This is a genomic window from Arthrobacter ginkgonis, assembly GCF_039540195.1.
Taxonomy (GTDB): Bacteria; Actinomycetota; Actinomycetes; order Actinomycetales; family Micrococcaceae; genus Zafaria; species Zafaria ginkgonis.
Map to the genome: position 1 here is coordinate 424,930 of NZ_BAABEO010000008.1, position 22,041 is coordinate 446,970.

Here is a 22,041-nt window from a genome sequence, read left to right on the forward strand (position 1 = left end):
GGGTCAGCTCCGTTCGGTTTCAGGCGGCCAGGGCGCGCGGTGCGCCGTGGATGCCGCTCTTCAGGATCCGCGGATCGAGCAGAGGGTAGACGAGGTCGACCATCAGGTTGACCGCGACGAACGCCGTAGCGGTCAGCAGGACCAGGCCCTGGACCAGCGGCACGTCCTGGGCAGTGACTGCCTGGAGCACCACCTGACCGAGCCCCGACCGCGCGAACACGGTCTCGGTGATGACCGATCCGGCCAGCAGGGTGCCAACGGTGATGCCGCTAATGGTCATCGCCGGGGCCGCGGCGTTCTTCAACGCGTGCCGGTAGAAGATCCAGGCCGGCGACGCGCCCTTGGCCCGCAGCACGTCGATGAACGGCTGCGCGTACACGTGGTCGAGGCTCTTGAGCAGCACCTGGGCGATCGGGGCCGAGACGTGGACCGCCAACACCAGGACGGGAACCGCCAGCGAGGCGAACGAGCCGTCCGGGAAGAGCGACATGACGCCCAGCTGGATGGACAGCACCTGCAGCAGAACCAGGCCCAGCCAGAACACCGGCACCGCGGCGAACAGCGGCGGCAGGTTGAGGATGAGGCGCTTCAGCCAGCCCTGTCGGGCCAGGGTCGCGGCCGCGGCCAGGGCCACGGCCAGGACCACGGCGGCCACGAAGGCGCTGGCCGCGAGGGCCAGGGTGGAGCCGATGACCGAGCCGATGCGCTCGGCCACCGGCTGCCCCGATGCCAGCGAGTAGCCGACGTCCCCGCGCGGCAGCCCGGCGAGCTGGGCCAGGTACTGCACGATCAGGGGCTGGTCGTAGCCATACTGCGCCTTCATCGCCGCGATCGTCGCCGGGTCTGCGGCCGCATCCGCGGACAGGAAGATCGTTACCGGATCGTTCGGCAGCAGCTGCACGGCCAGGAAGACCAGCGTGTAGGCGAGCCAGACGACCAGGAGCGCCTGCCCGACGCGCCGTGCGATGTAGGCGGCCATGAGGGTTACTCCCCGGTCTTCCAGGCGCCCTGGAAGATGGGCGCGGTGCCCGAGGTGAACTCGACGTGGGCGTCCGCGTTGCCGCCGTAGACCTGGACCTCGTCCCACAGCACCAGCGACAGGGCCTGGTCGACCACGAGCTGGCGCTGCTCCTCGGCGACGAGTTCGAGGTGCTCCTCCTCCGAGGTGGCGGAGCGCTCCTTCTTGAACAGGGCATTCAGCTCGGTGTCGGCGTTCAGCGTCTGGGTGTTGGTCGCCGGGCCGAAGACCGGGCCGAGGCCGCCGTAGGCAAACTGGCGCGTGCCGAAGAACTCGATGTTGGGGTCGATCATCGCGGTGGCGAGGAAGGTGTTGTCGGCGGCCCGGTTGACGAGCTTGACGCCGATCTCGCGCCACTGCTGCTCGATCAGCTCGAAGGCCGGCTTGATCACCACGGAGTTGTTGGACGAGGTCACCGTGACCTCGAGCTTCTTCCCGTCCTTCTCGCGGACGCCGTCGGCGCCCGCGGTCCAGCCTGCCTCGTCCAGCAGCTGCTTGGACCGCTCCGGATCGTAGGCGAGCTCCTCGGACAGGTCGACGAAGCCAACAGCCGCGTGGTTCAGCACCGAGCCGGCCATGGTGTAGCTGTCGGAGAGCACGGTGTCCTTGATGGACTGGCGGTCGATGCCGGACTGCAGGGCCTGGCGCACCTTGGCGTCCTCCAGCTTGCCGCTGCCGATGCGCACGGCTGCCATGTTGGCGGTGAGGTCGATGCCCTTGGCGGGCAGCACCTGGTCCCCGCTGCCTTCGACGGCCGCTTCATCGGCCGGCTGGAGCCCGCGGACCAGGTCCACCTGGCCGGACTGGATGGCTCCGGCGCGGTGGGCGACCTCCGGGAGGTATTTCACGACGAGCTTGTCCAGGTAGGGAGCGCCCTGGTTGTCGGCGGTCTCCGGGGCCCAGGCGTAGTCGGCCCGCTTCGCGAAGGTGACCTCCTCGTCCTTCTTCTCGGACTCGAAGACGAACGGACCGGAGCCCACGATCTTGGAGATCGCCGACTGGCCGGCGTTGTCCAGTTCGAGGGTCGCCGGGGAAACGAGGCCGGCGGTGACGGACGAGGTGGCGCGCAGGAAGTTGGCGTCCGGGCTCTCCAGCGTCACCTTGACCTGGTTGTCGCCGACCACCTTGGAGGACTTGTAGGCGGAGAAGTCCACGTTCGGCTGGATTTGGGCGGACTCGATGCCGTTGCCCAGCGCGTCAAGGTTGGCCTTGACGGCCGCGGCGTCCAGCGGCGTCCCGTCGCTGAAGGTCACCCCGTCGCGGATGGTGAAGGTGAATTCGGTCTGCGCCTCGTTGGCGGTGAACTTGCTGGCGATCCATCCGACCAGTTCGCCGCGCTCCGCGTCGTAGTAGGTCAGCCGGTCCAGCACGCTGTTGAGCACGTTGGCCTTCTCGTAGAAGCGGGCCGCCTGGGTCTGCCAGGTGTTGATGGGAGTGACCTCGGCGAAGACGAACGTCCCGCCCTGGACCGGCTCTCCGGCGGGCGCGCTTCCGGAGGCCGCGGGGCCGGCCGTGCCGGTGGAGCAGCCGGCCAGGGCGAGGGAAGCGACCCCAAGCAGGGCGAGCAGGCGGACGCTACGTTCCGCCTTCCGGGACGGGCGGTTCTGTGTGCGCTGTGTGGGTTCCATGGCGGATCCTCTCGGTCGTGACCGAGGAACGCCAAGACACGTCAGGGAACCGCGGCCGGGCACGTGGCCGGCCGGCGGGGACATGGGAGCTTGGCAATCTCCATCGGTCCTGGCGTTAGCACCGCTTCCCCGAAGGGTGGTTGCTGCGACGTCATCGAGCCAGGTCTCTCAGCCGCTCTGGATGGTGTGTGGGTGGCCCGGGAATCTTCCGGACGCCAGTAAGTCTGTTGCAGGATCTTCGACGCGGCCAAGCGCGGGGCCGCTTCCGCGAAACAAATGGACACATGCCGGCCGCGAGCCATCGCAATTGTTCATAAACGCGTCATAGGACGCCTTGTGACGCGCACGCTGCAGCGCGTTTGCCCTCGGTCCCCTAAATGCCCTAGTCCCGGCCGGGGGCGAGTTCCCCGTTGCCGGCCAGCAGGATCGGCAGGCCCAGTTCGGCGGGGGTGTGCGGGGTGGCCGTGCCCTTCTCCCCCACCACCACGATGCCGCCGACCGGTCCGGCCCCGCACAGGCCCTCGACCCAGGCCCGGGTGTCCTCCGGCTTGCGCCCGGCGTCCACCACGGCCCAGATGGCATCCGCCGGCACCCGGCCCACCATGCTTTGAGCGAGCGCGTCCCAGCGGCTGCCCAGCCCCAGCGCCACCACCAGGGGACCCGGCGCGCGCAGGCTGGCCGCTTCTCCGCCCCAGCGCGGCAGGTTCTCCGTGCGCAGCACCCCGTAGGTGCACACGCCCTCCAGCGCCGTGGCCCTGGACAGCAGCTTGGCCCCGCGCAAGGCATCATCGCGAACGCCGGCCAGCAGCAGGATCTGCCCCGGGCCGGGCAGCTTGGACCCGCCCACTTCCCGCTCCAGGCCCGCCAGCAGGCGGTCGAACTCCGGGGCCACGGTAGACACCGGCGGGGCGGCCACACCGCCCGGCGCCCCATCCGGCACGACGCCGGAAACCGCGCCGTCCCCGGCGTCGGCCGCGTCCAGCAGGGCCGCCAGGGCGCCGGGGCTGACCGGGCCACCGGGGCGCATGTGGCCAGGCAGCCGGACATCCGCCGCAGGGTCCCCGGCCACCGGGGACGCGAGGACCGCCGAGGACGCCGGGCCGGGCACGGCGGTGACCTCGAAATAGCGGCTGGCGAAGAACCCGCCGAGTCCGCCGCGGGTGATCCGCTCCGCCGAGACGATGCGCATGTCCGGTCCCAGCGCCGCGGCCGCCGCCCTCCGGGCGCCCTCCAGCGTCTTGTCCCTAAACCTTGATGGCGTCTGCAAGGTTCACCACCCCCACGGTGTCGATGCGCGCGGCCGCGGCCGTCGCTTCCTGGTAGTTGAGCACGGGCAGATCGGCGTGCGGCAGCACCAGCCGGCGCACCGCCGGGCGCAGCGCCGGCGCGCACACCAGCACGGGCCGCCGGTCCGCCGCCGCGGCGCGGTCCAGGGCCACCCGCAGCGACTGGGTCAGCGCGTCCAGCCGCTGCGGCTCCAGCAGGATCTGGGTGCCCGCGTCGGCCGGGCGCAACCCCTCCAGCATGAGCTGTTCGGCCCGCGGCTCGAACGTGATGACCGTCAGCACGCCCTCGCGCACGTAGGGTGCCACGACCGCCGGGCCCAGCCCGGCGCGGGCGGACTCCACCAGCGGCTCCGGGTCGGTGGAGGCGCGGGCGCGCAGGGTGAGCGCCTCGTAGATGCGGGCGAGGTCGTTGATGGGGACCTGCTCGGCGAGCAGGCCCTGGAGCACCCGCTGGACCTCGGCCAGGGTGAGCAGGTTCGGGACCAGCTCCTCCACCGCGGACGGGCTCTCCTCCTTCAGCGCCTCGTTGAGCGCGCGCACGTCCTCGCGGGAGAGCAGCCGCGCGGCGTTGCGGGAGACGACGTCGGACAGGTGCGTCATCAGCACCGACACCCGGTCGATCACCGTGCAGCCGGCCAGTTCGGCGCTGTAGCGCAGCTCGGTGGGCACCCACTTGCCGTCCAGGCCGAACACCGGGTCCACTGTGGCGGTGCCGGGCAGGTTGCCCAGGTTGCCGCCCAGGGCCAGCAGCATGCCCGCCGGCAGCGTGCCGGAGGCGGCCTCCACGCCGGCCACCCGGATCGAGTAGGTTCCCGGGGGCAGCTCCACGCTGTCGCGGGTGCGCACCGGCGGGATCACCATGCCGATCTCCAGCGCCATCTTCCGGCGCAGCGACTTCACCCGGCCCAGCAGGTCGTCGCTGGCACCGGTGACCAGGCCCACCAGGTCGGTGGCCAGCAGCACCTCCAGCGCCGGCACGCGCATCTGTTCCATGAGTTCGCGGGCCGGGTCCTGGGCGGGGGCGGCGGCGACCTCGGCCGCCGCGGTTTGGGCGCTGAGGGCCTCCGCAGCGTCGCGTTTGGTGACCGAGCGCGCCATCACCACCAGCAGCACGGCGGCCCCGAGGAACACCAGGATCGGCATGCCCGGGATCATCCCCATGACCGCGGCGCCGGCGGCCGCGATGTAGAGCGCCCGGCTGGACTGGGTCAGCTGCCGGGAAGCGGAGGAGGCCATGTCCTCCTCCGCCGCGGAGCGGGTGACGATCATGCCGGTGGCCACCGCCATCAGCAGGGCCGGAATCTGCGTGACCAGCCCGTCGCCGATGGTCAGCAGCGCGTAGGTGTTCAGCGCCTCGCCGATCGCCAGCCCGTTCTGGATCATGCCGATCGCCACGCCGCCGACCAGGTTCACGATGATGATGACCAGACCCGCGATCGCGTCGCCCTTGACGAACTTGGAGGCGCCGTCCATGGCGCCGTAGAAGTCCGCCTCCGCGGAGACCTCGGCGCGGCGCTCGCGGGCCTGCACGTCGGTGATCAGGCCGGCGTTCAGGTCCGCGTCGATGGCCATCTGCTTGCCCGGCATGGCGTCGAGGGTGAAGCGCGCACCGACCTCGGCCACGCGCTCGGCGCCCTTGGTGACCACCACGAACTGGATGACCACCAGGATCAGGAACACCACGATGCCGATGATCAGCGACCCGCCCACGGCAACCTGCCCGAACGCGTCGATCACCTGCCCCGCGTGCGCCTCGCCCAGCACCAGGCGGGTGGAGGCGACGTTCAGGCCCAGCCGGAACATCGTGGCGACCAGCAGCACCGAGGGGAACACGGAGAAGTCCAGCGGCTTCTTCGTGAAGATGCTGGTCAGCAGGATCAGCAGGGCCAGCAGGATGTTGGTGACGATCAGGACATCCAGCAGCGGCGCGGGGACCGGGACCACCAGGAGCAGGATGATCCCCACGATCCCCAGCGGGACCGCCAGTTGGGAGAGCTTCACCTTCACGAGGTTCCTCCTGTGTGGGCTTGCGTGCGTGTGTCGGTGGGGGTGTTGGCGCGGTGGCGGGGCGGGGGCGGCGTCTTCGGCACGGTGTGGACCCCGGCAGCGTTGCCGCGCCGGCGCAGGCGCATGACGAAGGCCAGCACCGCGGCGACCTCGCCGTAGTGGTCCACCGGGATCTCGTCGCCGAGCCGGCACTGCTTGTGCAGGGCGCGGGCCAGCGGAACGTCGCGCACCATCGGCACCCGGTGCCGCTCGGCCTCCTCGCGGATGCGCGTGGCGATGTGCCCCTGCCCGGTGGCGGACACGCGCGGGGCCGCCTTCCCGGCGTCGTACTTCAGCGCCACGGCCACGTGCGTGGGGTTCACCAGCACGACGTCGGCGTCCGCCACCGCGGAAATCATGCGGTTCCGGCTCAGCTGGCGCTGGCGGGCGCGGCGCTGGGAGCGGATGAGCGGATCGCCGTCGGTGTTCTTGTGCTCGTCCTGGACTTCCTTCCGGGACATGCGGGTCTGCTTGGTGTTGCGCTTGCGCACCATCAGGACGTCGACCACCGCCAGCCCGACGCCGGCGGCCACGGCCACCTGCAGCATGGTTCCCACCGACTCCCCCGCGTGCGCCAGCACCGCGGTGACCGGCATCCTGCCGGAGGCGAGCAGGACCGGCACCGCCGCCTGCACCACCACGTAGAGCACCAGGCCCACCACCACGGTCTTCAGCAGCGCCTGCAGGCCCTTCCACAGCGCCTGCGGCCCGAACGTGCCCTTGAGCCCGGTGATGGGGTTGAAGTGCTCGAACTTGGGCGTGAACTTGCGGAAGGTGACCCGGCCCTGCAGCACCGCGGCGGCCAGCACCCCGACCACGGCGGCGGCGAGCATCGGGGCCAGCGTCAGCAGGATCGAGCCGAGCCCGTCCTCGAGCACGGCCAGCGCCCGGCCCGGCTCGGGGGCGGAGGCGACGGTGAGGGCGGTGAAGAACTGCGTCACGGCTGCGTCGGTGGCCGCGGGGATCACCACCGGCAGGGTGGCGAGGGCGGCGCCGACCGCCAGCCAGGCGGTGAGGTCCTGGGAGCGTTGCAGCTTGCCCTTCTCCCGCACCTCCTTCATGCGCTTGTCGGTGGCCTGCTCGGTGCGTTCCTGGGCGTCGGACACCTACAGCACCTCCCCGATGGATTCGAGGGCCCGGTCCACCAGGCCGGAGACCACCTGCGGCAGGGCGATGAAGATGAATCCGGCGAAGGCCAGCGTCATCAGGACCTTCAGCGGGAAGCCGAGCGCGAACGCGTTCAGCGCCGGGGCGACGCGGCTGACCAGGCCCAGTCCGACGTCGGCCAGGAACAGGACCACGATCAGCGGCCCGGCGACCTGCACGGCGGCGAGGAACATCTGGGTCAGCGACGCGATCAGCGTTTCGCTGGATGCGCCGAGGTTCCAGCCGGTGCCGGGCGGGATCGCGGTGAAGGTGCGCAGCAGCCCGGAGATGACCAACTGGTAGCCGTCGCTGGCAAAAAGCAGCACGATCCCGGCCAGCTGGAACAGGCGGGTGAATTGGGCGCCGTTGACCTGGCCCCCGGGATCGTAGGCCATGGCCAGGGAGAACCCGCCGAAGAGGTCGATCAGCGCGCCGGCGGACTGCAGGGCGGAGAAGAGCAGCAGCACCAGGAAACCGAAGAGCGCCCCGGTGGCGACCTCCATCACCAGGGCGCCCAGGTAGGCGGTGTTGGAGAGCGTCTGGTACCCCTGCGTCACCCGCGGGGACACCGCCAGCGCCAGCCCCACCCCGAGCATGGCCTTGACGTTGTTCGGGATCGACCGGTGGGAGAACGGCGGGGCGATGGCCAGGAAGGCGGTCATCCGCACCGCGGAGAGGCCCACGGCCTCGATCCACACCGCGTCGAGGGGGATGAACATCGCGCTATCCCAGCAGCCCGGGGATGCGGTCGAACATCCGGTGGGTGAAGGACACCATCTCCTGGATCATCCAGTGCCCGCAGACGGCCAGCGCGATCGCCACGGCAATGGCCTTGGGCACGAAGGAGAGGGTGACCTCCTGGATCTGGGTGATCGACTGGACCAGGGAGATGGCGAAGCCAACCACCAGCGAGGTGATCAGCACCGGGGCGGCCACCTTGGCGGCGACCATGAGGCCCTGCACCCCGATGTCGATGACGGCGTTCGGATCCACGGTCAGCCTCCCCGGTAGCTGCTGATGAGGGCGGTGACCACCAGGCCCCAGCCGTCCACGAGGATGAAGAGCAGGATCTTGAACGGCAGCGAAACCATCACCGGCGGGAGCATCATCATGCCCATGGCCATCAGCGCGGAGGAAACCACCAGGTCGATCACCAGGAAGGGAACGAACACCACGAAGCCGATGATGAAGGCCGCCCGCAACTCGGAGACCATGAACGCGGGCACCAGCGTGGTCAGTTCCACGTCCGCGGGGGTGGCCGGGTTGTCGAGCCCGGCCGCGCGGATCATCAGCGCGATGTCCTCCTCGCGGGTGTAGGCCAGCAGCCAGTTGCGCAACGGCTCGGCGGCGTGCTCCGCCGCCACCGAGAACGTCGTCTGCCCGTCCAGGTAGGGCACGACGGCGGCCGTGTTGATCTCCCCGATCACCGGCCACATGATGAAGAAGGTCAGGAAAAGGGACAGCCCGGCGATGACCTGGTTGGGCGGAATGGTGTTCAGGCCCAGCGCGTTGCGCACCAGCGCCAGGACCACGAAGATCTTCGTGAAGCTGGTCATCATCAGCAGCAGCGCCGGGGCGACCGCCAGCAGCGCGATGCTGATCAGGGTGGTGATCGCCGCCGACGGGGTGCCGTCCGGGCCGTTGATCTCGATGCCGAAGCCGCCGCTGCCGGCGTCGTCCAGAGGCGTCATCGGCAGGCCGGCCAGCAGCGACGGGTCGGCCAAAACAAACAGGCTCACAGCGCCCTTCGCCCCCGCTTCTGCTGCAGCTCGGGCAGCCACGGGAGGGCAACCGGGGGCCGGACCTCCTCCGGCACCGCCGTCGGTCCCGCATTGGACGCCGCTTCCGGCGCCTGCGGCAGGTCGTCGTCGAGCACGTTGACCCCGTGCTCGGTCACTCCCAGCAGGTAGCGGCGCCCGTGCGCCTCCAGCACCACGGCCTGCGACTTCGCGCCGAGCGGGGTGCGGGAGAGCACGGACACGCCGGCGCGCTGGTGGGTCCCGAGGCGGCCGGCGAACCGGCGCTGCAGGTACCAGAGCAGCCCGAGGACCGCCGCCAGCGAGACCGCGACGCGCAGGACCAGGAAGAGCGAGTCCACCTAGGAGTGGTCCTCCGCCGAGTCAAGGATGCGGGTGATGCGGATGGCGTAGTCCTGGTCGACGACGACGACCTCGCCGTGGGCGATCTTGCGGCCGTTGAGCAGCACGTCGGCCGGGGCGCCCGCGGAGCGGTCAAGCTCCACGATCTTGCCCGGCTCCAGGTTCAGGACGTCGCGCACGCTCATGCGGGTGCGGCCGATCTCGACGGTCAGCTGCATTTCGACCGAGGAGATGCGGTTGAGGCCCGCGGCGACGTCGACCGGGAAGTCCGTCGCCGCGGGGGTATTGGGGGCGGCCGCGGGGACCGCCGTGCTCACCGAGATGCCGAACCACGCGACGATGTTCCCGAACGCGTCGCGCAGCGCATAGGTGGAAGCGTCGGCGGAGGCCATGAACAGGGCCGGGTCGGCCAGGTAGGACTCGCCCAGGACGCCGGTGCCGAAGCCGGCGACGGCGGCCTCAAGCGTGCCGTGCAGGACGTCGCGCGGGGCGACCGTGCCGGTGGGGACGCCTGCCGCGGCGGCCAGCGCGGCGTCGTCGAGCACGCCCAGCACCAGGTCCGCCGAGACGGTGCCGATGAAACCGGCGCCGACCCAGGTCGCGGCGGTGCCCAGGGGCATCTGCTCCGGCGCGGCGGACAGCGGGGTCTGCGCGGGGTAGGCCGCGGCGGCCGCCTCGGCGGCGCGGGCGAGCTGTTCCTGCCGGGAACGGGGTTCGGTCATCGGTTGTTCTCCTCGAGGGCGGTGACATGGGCGGCCAGGCGGGAGCCGCTGGTGCCGACGGCGGCGCGGCCGATGGTGCGGCCGCCGACGGTGAGGTCGAAGGGGCGGTGGCGGGCGTGGTTGAGCGTAAGGACGTCGCCGACCTTCAGGCCCAGGATGTCCGCCGGGCGCACCGGCAGCGGTTCCAGGGACAGCGAGACGTCCATGGGGACGGCGGCGAGCTGGGCCTCCACCAGGTCGCGGGCGCCCTCGGCATCGGCCACCGGGTTGGCCGCGCCAAGCCGGGTCAGCAGCAGGTCCGCCGGGATGGCGACGGTGGCGCCGCCGGCGAGCGAGCCGACGCGCATGGTGAAGCCCGCGACGATCATCAGGTCGGTGATGGCGGCGGCCTGCGCGAACTGCGCGTTGTACTGGATGCCCTCCACGACCAGCGGGCCGGTGATGAGGGAGCCGAGCGAGTAGCGCAGGTCCTCCAGGGTCTCCGCGGTGAGCCGGCTGACCAGGGTCGCTTCCAGTTGGGTGAGCTTGCGTTCGGGGACGGAGGCGGAGCGGCCCCCGAGCATCCGGGCGATCCAGTCCAGGGCGGAGGCGACCGGGAACTGCACCACGATCCGGGCGCCGTGGCCCTCGACCGAGCACAGCACCATGGCGGTCATGGACGGCATCTGGGCGACGTACTCGTCGTAGGTCTGCATCAGCACGTAGTCGCTGGTGACCAGGGCCTTGGCGCGGACCTTCGCGGTCAGCTGGGTGGACCACTGGCGGGCGAAGGTCTCGAAGCCCACTTCCAGGACGCGGCTGTGTTCGCGGGCCAGCGTGCTGGGCCGGTTGAAGTCGTAGGTTTCCACGGTCATTTGTGCTCGTCCGCCTGCGCGTCGTTGGTGTCGGTGGTTCCCTCGGCGGCACCGGCCGGCGTTTCCCCGGTGTCCCCGGACAGGACCACGATGTCCACGCGGCGGTTCAGGCTCAGGGACTTGCTGTCCTTGCCGTCGGTGAGGGGCTGGGCGTCGCCGAAGCCGGTGGCGCTGATCTCCGCCGCGGAAACGCCGTCGCGCTCCACCAGGTGGCGCAAGACCGTCACCGCGCGGGCCGCGGAGAGGTCCCAGTTGGTTTCGTAGGGTGCCGCCGTGGTGCGGTAGTCGGCGTGGCCCTCGATGGAGAGCTCCCGGCCCGCCGCGGCCAGCTCCGGCCCAACCGCGCCGAGCACCTTGCGGGCCTTGGCGGTGAGCTGGTCGCTGTTGGTCTTGAAGTAGGTTTCCGAGCCCACCAGGCGCACGGTCAGCCCGTTGGGGCCCATCTGGAGGTCCACGGCCTCGTCCATCCCCTCACGTTCCAGGGCCTGCTCCAGGTGCTGGCGCAGCACGTTCAGGTCGGTGGGGGCGTCGACCTCGGATTCCCGATCCTCCACCACCACCGCGGCGGCGGTCCGGGTTCCATCCTCCACCGTGCCGAAGCCCTGCGCGAGGGAACTCTTGAGCGCCTCGTACTTGCTCCGATCGATCGAGGACATGGCGAACAGCACGATGAACAGGCACATCAGCACGGTGACCATGTCCATGTAGGAGGCCATCCAGCGGTCCTGGCCGGACCCGTGGCCGCCCCCTCCGTGCTTCTTGGCCGCGCCCCGGCGGCTCATGCCGCTTCCGCCGGCAGGCGGTGCTTGGGGACCATGGCCTTGAGACGGTCCTCCAGCAGGGCCGGCTGGCTGCCGTCAAGGATGGCTAGGGAGCCCTCCATGACCAGCACCATCTCCTCGGTCTCCAGGGCGCAGATGCGCTCCATGCGGGCAGCGATCGGCAGCCAGACGAAGTTGGAGGTGAGCAGGCCCCACAGGGTGGCGACGAATGCCGCGGCGATCATCGGCCCCAAGTGGTCGGGTTCGGACAGGTTCTCCAGCACGTGCGTCAGCGAGACGACGGTGCCGATGATGCCGATGGTCGGGGCGTAGCCGCCCATGCTGCTGAAGAGGCCGGCCCCGGCCGCATCGGCGCGCTCGCGGGTGCCGATCTCCTCCTCGAGGATGGTGCGCAGTTCGTCGCCGGGCACGCCGTCGACGATGCCCTGCAGGGCGGTGCGCTCGAACCGGTCCGTGGTGTTCGCCAGCGTCGCGTCGAGGGCGAGCAGGCCCTCGGCGCGGGCGGTGCGGGCCAGTCCGACGAGGCGCTCGATCGTCTCGGCCGGCGGCGGCACCTTGCCCATGAAGGTGCGCGGCAGCAGCTTGACGCCGTGCAGGGCGTCCCGCCAGGTGGTGCTGGCCAGCCCCACGGCGATGGTGGCCCCGACCACCAGCACGATCGGCGCCGGCAGCAGCAGCGAACTGAGGTGGGCGCCTTCCATGAAGACCATGGCCACGACGGAGCCGAAGGCGAGCAGGAGCCCGATGATCAGCAAGGGATCCATGCCTTAGCGTCCAATCTTTTCAAGGTCCGGCTCGCGGGTGTCCAGCTTGTGGGAGTCCGGCTGTGCGGGATCCGGCCGTGCAGGGTCCACCTGAGCAGGGTTCGGCTCTTCCAGGATGGGGCCCGCTGCGGGAGGAGCCTCCGGGCGGCCCGCGGCGAGCCGCAGGACCCGGGCCTTGGCCTGGTCGATCAGGCCGATGACCTCGGCCATGCTTTCGCGGACCACCAGGCGCTTGCCGTCGATGAGCACCAGCGTGGTGTCCGGATTCTCGTGGATGCGTTCGACGAGTTCGGCGTTGACGGCGGCGGGCCGGCCGTTCAGCGTGGTCACAACGATCACCAGTGGCTTCCTTCCGCCGATAGTGCACGGCCTGGTGCCGTTACGGCCTGCTATCGGCAGTCACTCCCGCCCCGTTAGCACCCGCTCCCCCACTTTCTTTCCGCCAACGCTTGCCGCTCCTCCCCCGCGTTTCGCCAAGGGTTGATGCTGGGTTTGGGGCCCAAACCCAGCATCAACCCTTGGCGAAACGGGAGTGGGGGGCGGGAACCGTCGTCGAAAAGGTGCCGCGGACGAAAAGGCGCCCCCGGCGAAACGGCACGACGCCGGCACCCAAGGTGCCGGCGTCGTGCCGTTTGTGTGTGGTCCCGCTCGCGCGCGGGTGCTTTGGCCTAGGCCTCGACGATGATGACCGTGACCACCGGCTTGCGCCGCAGCGCGCGGTCCGACCAGCGCACCAGCGCCTCGGAGATGGCGCGTTCGGCCTGCGGCCCGGTCTTCTCCCGCTTGAGCCCGGCCAGGGTCTTTTCCACGACGCCGGTGGCCTTCTCCAGTTCGGCCGTGGTGGGGCTGAAGCCGACGGGGAAGAACTCGGGGTCCTCCTCCAGCTGTCCGCTCTCCGGGTTCACGATCGCCAGGACGGTGATCGCGCCGTCCTCGGCTAGGCGGATGCGGTCCTGCAGGGATTCCTCCGTGGCGGCGCCGGCCACCAGGTTCTCCACGTAGACGTAGTTCGCTTGGACGTAGCCGGAAACGCGCGCCACGCCGTCCTTGAGGTCGATCGTGGTGCCGTCCTCGACGATGAGGGTCTGCTTGGGGTCCACTCCGGTGCGGACCGCGAGCTCCGCGTTGGCCTTGAGGTGGCGGTACTCGCCGTGCACCGGCAGGACGTTGCGCGGGCGCACCAGGTTGTAGCAGTACACCAGCTCGCCGGCGGAGGCGTGGCCGGAGACGTGGACCTTGGCGTTGCCCTTGTGCACCACGTTGGCGCCGAGCTTGGTGAGGTCGTTGATGAGCCGGTAGATCGAGGTCTCGTTGCCCGGGACCAGCGAGCTGGCCAGCAGCACGGTGTCCCCGTCCCGGAGGTCGATCTGGTGGTCGCCGCTGGCCATGCGCGCCAGCGCGGCCATGGGTTCGCCCTGCGAGCCGGTGCAGATGAACACGGCCTTCGACGGCGGCAGCTTCTCCAGTTCCTTGAAGTCCACCAGCATGCCGCGCGGAATCTTCAGGTAGCCGAGCTCGCGCGCGGTGCCCATGTTGCGGACCATCGACCGGCCCACGAACGCGATCTTGCGCCCGTACTTGTGGGCGGCGTCAATGATCTGCTGGATGCGGTGCACGTGGCTGGCGAAGCTGGAGACCACGATCTTCTGCGGAGAGGTCCGCATGACGGTGTCGATCGCCGGGTACAGCTCCTCCTCGGAGGCCATGAACCCGGGAACCTCGGCGTTGGTGGAGTCGGGCAGGAACAGGTCCACGCCCTCCTCGCCGAGCCGCGCGAAGCCGGCCAGGTCGGTGATCCGGCGGTCCAGGGGGAACTGGTCCATCTTGAAGTCACCGGTCTGCAGCACCATGCCCGCGGGCGTGCGGATGGCCACGGCGAGGCTGTCCGGGATGGAGTGGTTGACGGCCAGGAATTCGAGGTCGAACGGGCCCAGCTTCCTGCGGTCACCCTCCCGCACGTGCACCATCTTGGCGGTGATGCGGTGTTCCTGGAGCTTGGTCTTGACGAACGCGAGCGTGAGCTTCGCGGAGATCACGGGGATGTCCGCCCGCTCCTTGAGCAGGTACGGCACGCCGCCGATGTGGTCCTCGTGACCGTGCGTGAGGACCAGGCCGACGACGTCGTCGAGGCGGTCGCGGATGGCGGAGAAGTCCGGAAGGATCAGGTCCACGCCCGGGTGGTGCTCCTCCGGGAAGAGCACGCCGCAGTCCACGATCAGCAGCTTGCCGGCGTACTCGTAGACGGTCATGTTGCGGCCGATTTCGCCGAGGCCGCCCAGCGGGACGATGCGCAAGGCCCCCTTCGGCAGTGCGGGCGGTGTGGGGCGGCGGTGGGTGGTCAATGGCATCCAATCTCTAGCGGGTACTCCAAATGCGGGGCAATCATGGGCGGAAACGCCCGAAACCGGATTGCCGGCGGTGAAATCTTCGGGGGCCGAGTGGCCCGGCGGCCTGCCCCGCAGCAAAACGGCGGGACGGCATACTCACCCTTGACTTTACCACCGCGCGGGGCCCGCATCCGGGGCCAGCGCCGGGACCGGCCGCAGCCGGGTGCCAAGCGGCGCTAGGATCCGCTGCCCTCCAGCGCGCGCAGGTACCTGCGGGTGATGACGTGCTGGACCCGGCGGCTGATGGGCGCAGCGGCCTTGGACCACCAGAGGGCGGGGTTGGAGAAGGCGGTGATGACGAATTCAACGGTGTCGTCGTCGTGCCACTGCAGGCAAAACCGTTCCTCGCCCCGCTCCGGGTGGCCGGGCAGCGTGCCGTAGGCGAACCCCTGGCGGCGGGGTTCGTCGATGACGTACACCACCCGGCAGCCGAATTCCAGGGACAGCCGTCCGGGGCCGAGGCGCAGCGCCACCGACGTCCCCGGCACCGCGCGGGGGGCCGCGGCGGGAACGCCGATCCCGGCCGCGCGGTGCATCTGCCAGGTCAGCAGCCGTTCGGCCGCCGCACGGAACAGCTCCTCGCCGCTGCCCAGGACGCGGCGCTCCACGAACGTCGCGTATCCGCCCGGAAGCGGTCCCCGCGTGGCGCCGACCTCGGCATAGGTCAGTTCGCGGTCTTCCAGGGGCTGATGCGGCATGCGGAAATGCTAGCGCTTCAGGTTGGTCAGTTCCTGGAGGATGTCGTCGCTGGTGGTGATCATGCGCGCGTTGGCCTGGAAGCCGCGCTGCGCCACGATCAGGTTGGTGAACTCCTGGGACAGGTCCACGTTGGACATCTCCAGGAAGCCGGAGGCCAGCGTGGCGGCGCCGTTGGCGCCCGGCTCCACGAGGCTCGCGGCGCCGGAGGTCCCGGAGGCCCGGTAGAGCGAATCCCCGGCCTTCTCCAGGCCGCCGGGGTTGGCGAAGTCGGCCAGAGCGATGCGCCCCACGGCCAGCCGCGCGCCGTTGCTGTACGCGGCGGTGACGGTCCCGTCCGGGCCGATCGAGAAGGACTCCATCAGGCCGGAGGCGCGCCCGTCCTGGGAGGTCAGGCCGGCGGTGTTCAGGCCGGAGTAGCCGGTGATCGCGGACAGGTCCACGGTGGCGCCGCCGACGGTCAGCGGGGTGGCCCCGGTCTGCGCGCCGTTGGTGAAGGCCAGGCTTCCGGTGGCGGTGTTACCGGCGCCGTCGTCGGCCGCGACGTCCCAGCCGGCGGCGGTGCGGGTGAATTCCAGGGAGAAGTTGCGGGCGTTGCCGGCCGCGTCGTACACGGTGATCTCGGTGCTGCGCACGGTGCCGACGGCGGCGTCGGAGGGGAGGTTCCCGGTGGCGCCGAGGGCGCTGGTCGCGGCGGCCGGGCTGGCCGTGGAGTTGACGACGTCCAGGGTGCCCAACGAGGCGGTGGTGTCCACCACGCCGTTGGCGGCCGGCCAGCCCTGCAGCAGCGCTCCGCCGGAGGTCTTCAGGCGGCCCTGGTCGTCGATCTCGAACCCGCCGGCACGGGTGTAGTACTGCTGGCCTCCCTGGGAAACCACGAAGTACCCGTCGCCGCCGATCATCACGTCGGTGCCCTTCCCGGTGGCCTGCAGGGAGCCCTGGGTGGTGTTCGTGGCGATGGCGGCGACCTGGACGCCCAGGCCCACCTGGGCCGGGTTGGTGCCGCCGGCCTGCGCGTCGCCCGCGGTGGCGTCCGCGGTCATCTGGGACAGCGTGTCCTGGAAGACCACCGAGGAGGACTTGAAGCCGGTGGTGTTGACGTTGGCGATGTTGTTGCCGGTGACGTCGAGCATGGTCTGGTGCGAGCGCAGGCCGCTGATGCCGGAGTACAGGGAACGAAGCATGGCGTTGACCTTTCGGGGCTGGGAAGTGAGGGCTGTTAGGCGGTGGTTCCGCCGGAGCCCGGGGCGCGGGCCCCGGTGAGCTCCGACAGGGCGACGTCGGTGCCGTCCACCGAAACGGTCGGGGTTTCCCCACCGAAGGAGACGGAGTCCACGATTCCGGAACGGCTCTTCCCGGAGTCATCCATCCAGGTGACGAGCGCGCCGATCAGCTGGGACGCCTGGGTGCTCTGCTGCGAGGAGAGCAGCCCCTCGACGCCGGACGCCAGCTTGGTGAGGCTTTCCATCATGGCCAGCTGCGTGGTCTGGGCGACCATGTCGGTGGTGTCCATCGGCGAGCTCGGGTCCTGGTTCCGCAGTTGGGTGACCAGCAGTTGCATGAAGACCTCGCTGTCCATGGTCTGTTTGACCTCGCGGGCGGGACTGGTCCCGGCCAGCGTCGCCCCGGATGCGGAGGCGATGGCTTCGATCGACATGTTTTCTCCCTGGCGGTTTGGCGTGCTTGTGCTGGTCTATCGGTTCCTTGGCGCGCCGCGTAAGCAGGCCGGCCTCTGAATGACGGGCGGACGCCTCACGCCAGCACGTCCAGTCCGGCGGTCCCCGCGGCGGTGCCGGGGAGCACGACGCCGGCCGTCCCCTCCGCGGCGTGCCCGGCGCCGCGAACCCCCGCGTTCCCCGGCTGCACGCCTCCGGGGCCGTTGCGCCCTGTCCCGGGGTGTCCGGTCCCGTTCTGGCCTGCGCTGCTTTGGCCAGTGCCGTTCTGGCCCTGCCCGCTACCGGCCTCACCACCAAACGATGCCCCGTGGCCGTTTCCCTGCCCGAAGGAACCCTGCCCTAAGAAACCCGGCCCGAAGGAACCCGCGCGGCCCTGGTCGGTTCGCGGGTCGACGCTGAGTTGGGCCTGGGGGCCCAGCACCTGGGCGAGGTCGCGGCGCAGGTCGGCCAGGCCCGAGCGCAGCGCTTCGCGGCCGGCGTCGGTGGCGGAGGTTAGTTCCACCTTGATACTCCCGTCCGCGCCGATGGTCGCGCGGATGGTCACGGGACCGTAGGTGTCGGGGCTGACCCTCACGATGACGGAACGCTCCCCCGGTCCGGCCTCGGCCAGCCTGGCAACGGGTCCGCCGAGCTGCCGGTTCAGGGCCGCTTGGTCGGCCGCCGTGGAGCGGACCGTGGGGGCGGCGGAGGACACCTCGCCCACCGCCGGCACCGTGGCGCCGGCCGGTACGTCGGCCGACGGCGACCCCGCGCCGGGGACCGGATGCTGGGACGCGCCCTGTACACCGGCAGGGAGGGCAGCCGGCCCGGCAACGTCACTGCCGCCACCGCCCTGCGCAGCACCCTCCAGGCCGGAGCCGCCCAAGCCGGAGCCGCCCAGGCCCGAATCGCCCAGACCGGATTCATGCAGGCCGGATCCACGCAGGCCGCGGCCGGCGAGCGCGTCCGGCTGGTCCTGCCCTGCGGACCCCGTGCCGGTGGGGGCGTGGACGGTAGTGCCGGGCAGGCCGGGGCCGCCCTCTTCCAGCACCGGCGCTTCCCCGCCGACCGCGGTCCCCGCTGCCGCGGCGCCGAAAGGTCCGGACGGCGCGGGGACGGCGATGGCCCCGCCGGTCAGGGCGGAGCCATTCAAGGGAGCACCGGACGGGCCGGGGGCAATACCGCCCTGCACCGGGTCCGCCCGGTCGACGGCGGGCGCGCCGGGCAGGGGCATGCCGGGCAGGGTGCGGACAGCCGCGCCGGAAAGGCCGATGCGGTTGAGACCCGGGGCAACTCCGTCCTGCAATGCAGGCTCTTCGCCGGGCGCGGTTCCCGCTCCAGGGGCCCGCGATGCTCCGAACACCGCGGGATCAACGCCGGTTTGCACCAACGGGTCTCCACTGACCGCGGTTCCCGCAACCTCTGTCCCAAGGTTCCCGGGCGCTGCCGCTTCAACGGTCGACGCGCCGGGCAGGGTCGTTCCCGAGAGCGTCGTTCCCGTGAGGGTCGTGCCGATCAAGGGCGCGGCGTTCAGCATCATCCCGGAGCCGGGCAGACCGGGCGGCACGGAGGATGCCGCAGCGAGGCGCCTTTGGCCCGCGCCCGCCGTCGGACCGGCGCTGAAGCGGCCTGGGATGGCGAGGGCAGGTGAACCCGGACCCTCCGGCAGCCAACCGGTTACCGCTGCCCCAAGCTTCTGGGCCCCCGAACCCAAGCCGCCGGCGGCAGGCGCCCCGCCCTTCCCGGCGGCGGCCGTGCCTGCCAGGGTAAGGCCGGTTCCTGCGTTCCCTGCTTCCTCCCCCTGAGGGGAGACGGAAAGGCTCGACACCGCAAGGACCGATGCGGCTCTGGCTTCGATCCCGCCCGCGAACGGCCCAGCCCCCGCGTTCGGGACGGCAGGGTTCATGGACGTCTGCTGGAGGCCGGCGGAATCCGCGGAGCGAGGTAGGGCACCGTCTTGTGCCGCCGCCGTCGTGCTGGTTTCCGGTGCCGGCCCGCGCTTCCCCGGCAGGTCACCCATCGCTTCGGCCAAGCTGCGGGTTTCATTGGCGCTGCGCGTGACGTTGACGCTTCCGGTGACGTTGGCGGTAGGCGTTTCATTGGCGCTGCGTGCGGCATCAAGGCTGCGCGCAAAGCCAAGGCCCGCGTCCCGTCCCGCCCCGATGCCCCCGCTCCCATGGCGTGCGGGATCCTGGCGCACCGCGTTCTGGGGGGCGGCAGCCAGGTCCCCCGCGGCGATCATGCGGAGGCCGGCGCAACGCGCCGGATCGTGTCGATGTCATCGGCGCTGGTCAGCGACCTGATGGAAACCGATTGACCGGGCTGCGGCGCATGCAGGATCTTGTTGTCGCCGAGGTAGATGGCGATGTGGGAGCCGTTGCGCATGCCGAGCAGGTCCCCCGGCTGAGCCTCGGCGAGGGAGGCGACCGCGGTGCCTTCCTTCGCCTGGTCGCGGGCCACGCGCGGCATGTCCACACCGAGTTCCCCCATCACCAGCTGCACCAGGCCGGAGCAGTCCAGGCCCTTGTCGGGATCGGTACCGCCCCACACGTAGGGCACCCCGAGGTACTTCTTGGCGGTGGCGACGATGTCCGCTCCGCCGGTGGTGCCGCTCGTGGAGGCAGGGGCCGCGGAGGTGGTCTTGGCCGCGTCGAGGGCCTGGGCGAAGAGCGAGGAGCGGGAGGCTTCGGAGCCCAGCAGCGTGGACAGCGAATCCAGCGAGGTGCCCGAGGTGCCCAATCCCAGGCTGGACGCCAGCGACTCCAGCGAGGACGTCTGGGTCATCGTGGCCTGCGTGTTCTGGACCGCCGTGGCCTCGGTGGTGGAGGCGGTGACGGCCTGCATCATCCCGAACCGCGACTGGATGCTGGAGATGCGCTCGAGCGTCGCCTCGTAACTCATCGGGCCCTTTCCGTGGTGTTCAGTTCCCTACTGTCGGCAGGGCCGGCGGGAAGTTAAGCGAAGCCGGCAAACCGAAGGGTTTCGCCAAAGGACATTGCCCATCCCTCGCGTTTCGCCAAAGGTTGATGCTGGGTTGCACCCCGAAACCCAGCATCAACCTTTGGCGAAACGCAGGAGCGGAACAGGATCCTTTGGCAAGGCATGCCGGCGCTTCATCTCCGAGGACCTTCAACTCGGGAGTGCCTATCTCCCCCGCGTCCGGGACCAAGCGGCGGCGCCGGCCTCGTCCAGGGCGGTCTGCTCGCGGCGTTCGGCAGCCGCGGCGGCCTCTGCCCCGCGGCGCTCCACCGCCTTCGCGGCCGTGGCGGCGGCCTGCCGGGCGGTCCTCAGCCCGTCCTCGGCGGCTGCGGCCTCGCTGGCGTGCTCGGCGGCCACGCCGCGCAATTCGGCAAGCAGCCCGTAGCCGCCCAAGCGGGCCTGGAACGCGGCGTTGGCAGCGGTTGCCGCGACGCGCGCCGCCGCCTCCACCTGTTCGCCGACCTCCTCGACCCGGCGTCCCGCCGCCCCGGCCCGGCGGGAAGCCTCCCCCGCCTTCGCGGCGGCGAGGTCCTCCTCAAGCCGGCGCAGCCGCAGCAGCGAGGCGAGCCGGTTGACCCCGCTCATGGCCGAAACCCCTTCATGACCCGCTCCTGTCCGCGCCCGACTCCATACCCGCCACCGTTCATGCTCCCGCCGCCAGCCTGGCGGCCAGTTCCTGGATCCCCTGCCCCGACACCGCGGCCGGGACCGGGCTGTCCATGTCCTGGCGCAGGAACGCGTCGAGGTCCGCCTCGTGGCGCAGCGCGGCGTCAACCAGCGGGTTGGCGCCGGCCTTGTACGCGCCGACGTCGATCAGGTCGCGGGCCTGCGCGCGGGCTGCCATCACCCGGCGCACCGCGGTGACGGCTGCGCGCACGGGCGGGGCCGCAATGCGCGATTCGAGCCGGGAGACCGAACCGAGCACGTCGATCGCCGGGTAATGCCCGGAGACGGCGAGCGCGCGGTCCAGCACGATGTGCCCGTCCACGATCGAGCGCACCGTGTCCGCCACCGGTTCGTTGTGGTCATCGCCCTCCACCAGGACGGTGTACAGCGCGGTGATCGAACCGACCGGCGCGGGTCCGGTGCGCTCCAGCAGCCCGGCGAGCAGCGAAAAGACCGACGGCGGGTAGCCGCGGGTCGCCGGCGGCTCCCCCGAGGTGAGGCCGATCTCGCGCTGGGCCATCGCCACGCGGGTGAGCGAATCCATCATCAGCACGACGTCGGCGCCCCCGTCGCGGAAATGCTCGGCGATGCGGGTGGCCGTGCGGGCCGCGCGCAGGCGCATGAGGGCGGGCTGGTCGCTGGTGGCCACAACCACGACCGAACGCGCCAGCCCCTCGGGGCCGAGGTCGTCCTCGAGGAACTCGCGGACCTCGCGTCCGCGCTCGCCGACCAGGGCGATCACGCTCAGGGCGGCCTCGGATCCGCGGGCCACCATGGAGAGCAGGGAGGACTTGCCGACGCCGGATCCGGCGAACAGGCCCATGCGCTGGCCGCGGCCGAGCGGGGTGAACGCGTCGATGGCGCGCACCCCGGTGGACAGCTGTTCCCGGATGCGGCTGCGTTCCAGCGGTCCCGGCGGGGCCTGGTGGCTGTCCACCGGCACGGTTCCCGCCAGCGGCCCCTTGCCGTCGATGGGCCGGCCCAGCCCGTCCAGGACGCGGCCCAGCAGGCCGGGCCCGATCCCGATCAGTCCGCTGTCCGGCGCCGCCACGGCATCGTCGCCGACCTGGAGCCGGGCGGTGGATTCCAGCGCCATGCAGCGCAGCGAGCCCGAGCCGGCGGAAACCACCTCGGCCAGGCCGCCGCCGCAGCGCACCACCCCGCCCACCGGCAGGGCGAGGCCGGTGATCTCCGAGCCCAGGCCGCTGACGGACACCACGCGGCCGGTGCGCCGGGGAGCCCCCGCGGCGGCCATGCCGGCCAGCAGCCCACTCAGTTCCGGCGGCCTGACCGCTTCCCCCGAACGAACCAGG

General features: G+C 71.1%; 22 protein-coding genes and 1 riboswitch. All 22 genes read right to left on the minus strand.

Going from position 1 to position 22,041, the window contains the following annotated elements:
• Positions 1–19 precede the first annotated feature (19 nt).
• The 22 genes from ABD912_RS04450 to ABD912_RS04555 all read right to left on the minus strand — a co-directional run bounded on the left by ABD912_RS04450 (position 20) and on the right by ABD912_RS04555 (position 21,983).
• Complete coding sequence (locus ABD912_RS04450; RefSeq protein ID WP_345148775.1) at positions 20–979, minus strand: ABC transporter permease; 960 nt, start codon at positions 977–979, stop codon at positions 20–22.
• Positions 980–984: 5 nt separating this feature from the next.
• Positions 985–2,646 carry an ABC transporter substrate-binding protein gene (locus ABD912_RS04455; RefSeq protein ID WP_345148776.1) on the minus strand — a complete coding sequence of 554 codons (1,662 nt, stop codon included), beginning with the start codon at positions 2,644–2,646 and terminating at the stop codon, positions 985–987.
• A 97-nt stretch (positions 2,647–2,743) separates the two neighbouring features.
• A riboswitch (SAM riboswitch) is annotated at positions 2,744–2,834 on the minus strand.
• Positions 2,835–3,028: 194 nt separating this feature from the next.
• Positions 3,029–3,835: a hypothetical protein gene (locus ABD912_RS04460; RefSeq protein ID WP_345148777.1), complete on the minus strand. Its 807-nt coding sequence runs from the start codon at positions 3,833–3,835 to the stop codon at positions 3,029–3,031.
• Between the two features lie 55 nt (positions 3,836–3,890).
• Complete coding sequence (locus ABD912_RS04465) at positions 3,891–5,939, minus strand: flagellar biosynthesis protein FlhA (protein WP_345148779.1); 2,049 nt, start codon at positions 5,937–5,939, stop codon at positions 3,891–3,893.
• On the minus strand, positions 5,936–7,084 hold the full coding sequence (locus tag ABD912_RS04470; RefSeq protein WP_345148781.1) for an EscU/YscU/HrcU family type III secretion system export apparatus switch protein: 1,149 nt from the start codon (positions 7,082–7,084) through the stop codon (positions 5,936–5,938). The genes ABD912_RS04465 and ABD912_RS04470 overlap by 4 nt, the downstream gene beginning before the upstream one ends.
• Entirely contained in the window at positions 7,085–7,843 is a 759-nt protein-coding gene (locus tag ABD912_RS04475) for a flagellar biosynthetic protein FliR (protein ID WP_345148782.1), read from the minus strand. It abuts the gene before it with no gap.
• 4 nt (positions 7,844–7,847) lie between these two features.
• The gene (fliQ, locus tag ABD912_RS04480; RefSeq protein ID WP_345148783.1) at positions 7,848–8,117 is read right to left on the minus strand and encodes a flagellar biosynthesis protein FliQ; all 270 of its coding nucleotides are present in this window, start codon (positions 8,115–8,117) and stop codon (positions 7,848–7,850) included.
• Positions 8,118–8,119: 2 nt separating this feature from the next.
• Positions 8,120–8,815: a flagellar type III secretion system pore protein FliP gene (fliP, locus tag ABD912_RS04485; protein ID WP_345149411.1), complete on the minus strand. Its 696-nt coding sequence runs from the start codon at positions 8,813–8,815 to the stop codon at positions 8,120–8,122.
• Positions 8,816–8,859: 44 nt separating this feature from the next.
• Positions 8,860–9,222, minus strand: coding sequence for a FliO/MopB family protein (locus tag ABD912_RS04490; RefSeq protein ID WP_345148785.1), 363 nt, complete (start codon positions 9,220–9,222; stop codon positions 8,860–8,862).
• Positions 9,223–9,945, minus strand: a complete 723-nt coding sequence (gene fliN / locus ABD912_RS04495) for a flagellar motor switch protein FliN (protein WP_345148787.1) — start codon at positions 9,943–9,945, stop codon at positions 9,223–9,225.
• Entirely contained in the window at positions 9,942–10,799 is an 858-nt protein-coding gene (locus ABD912_RS04500) for a flagellar motor switch protein FliM (protein WP_345148789.1), read from the minus strand. The genes fliN and ABD912_RS04500 overlap by 4 nt, the downstream gene beginning before the upstream one ends.
• Positions 10,796–11,581 carry an OmpA/MotB family protein gene (locus ABD912_RS04505; RefSeq protein WP_345148791.1) on the minus strand — a complete coding sequence of 262 codons (786 nt, stop codon included), beginning with the start codon at positions 11,579–11,581 and terminating at the stop codon, positions 10,796–10,798. The genes ABD912_RS04500 and ABD912_RS04505 overlap by 4 nt, the downstream gene beginning before the upstream one ends.
• A complete protein-coding gene (locus ABD912_RS04510) occupies positions 11,578–12,345 on the minus strand; it encodes a motility protein A (protein ID WP_345148793.1) in 768 nt (255 codons plus the stop codon). The genes ABD912_RS04505 and ABD912_RS04510 overlap by 4 nt, the downstream gene beginning before the upstream one ends.
• Before the next feature lie 3 nt (positions 12,346–12,348).
• Positions 12,349–12,684 (minus strand): flagellar FlbD family protein, encoded by a 336-nt coding sequence (locus ABD912_RS04515; RefSeq protein WP_345148795.1) that lies wholly within the window; start codon positions 12,682–12,684, stop codon positions 12,349–12,351.
• Positions 12,685–13,013: 329 nt separating this feature from the next.
• On the minus strand, positions 13,014–14,693 hold the full coding sequence (locus ABD912_RS04520) for a ribonuclease J (RefSeq protein WP_345148797.1): 1,680 nt from the start codon (positions 14,691–14,693) through the stop codon (positions 13,014–13,016).
• Positions 14,694–14,908: 215 nt separating this feature from the next.
• Positions 14,909–15,430 (minus strand): DUF1990 family protein, encoded by a 522-nt coding sequence (locus ABD912_RS04525; protein ID WP_345148799.1) that lies wholly within the window; start codon positions 15,428–15,430, stop codon positions 14,909–14,911.
• Between the two features lie 9 nt (positions 15,431–15,439).
• Complete coding sequence (locus ABD912_RS04530) at positions 15,440–16,612, minus strand: flagellar hook protein FlgE (protein WP_345148801.1); 1,173 nt, start codon at positions 16,610–16,612, stop codon at positions 15,440–15,442.
• Positions 16,613–16,647: 35 nt separating this feature from the next.
• On the minus strand, positions 16,648–17,085 hold the full coding sequence (locus ABD912_RS04535) for a flagellar hook assembly protein FlgD (RefSeq protein ID WP_345148802.1): 438 nt from the start codon (positions 17,083–17,085) through the stop codon (positions 16,648–16,650).
• Positions 17,086–17,180: 95 nt separating this feature from the next.
• Positions 17,181–18,389, minus strand: coding sequence for a flagellar hook-length control protein FliK (locus ABD912_RS04540; RefSeq protein ID WP_345148803.1), 1,209 nt, complete (start codon positions 18,387–18,389; stop codon positions 17,181–17,183).
• Positions 18,390–19,321: 932 nt separating this feature from the next.
• Positions 19,322–19,984, minus strand: coding sequence for a C40 family peptidase (locus ABD912_RS04545; RefSeq protein WP_345148805.1), 663 nt, complete (start codon positions 19,982–19,984; stop codon positions 19,322–19,324).
• A 243-nt stretch (positions 19,985–20,227) separates the two neighbouring features.
• Positions 20,228–20,647, minus strand: a complete 420-nt coding sequence (locus ABD912_RS04550) for a flagellar export protein FliJ (protein WP_345148806.1) — start codon at positions 20,645–20,647, stop codon at positions 20,228–20,230.
• A gap of 58 nt (positions 20,648–20,705) precedes the next feature.
• Positions 20,706–21,983 (minus strand): FliI/YscN family ATPase, encoded by a 1,278-nt coding sequence (locus ABD912_RS04555; protein ID WP_345149413.1) that lies wholly within the window; start codon positions 21,981–21,983, stop codon positions 20,706–20,708.
• Positions 21,984–22,041: the final 58 nt, after the last annotated feature.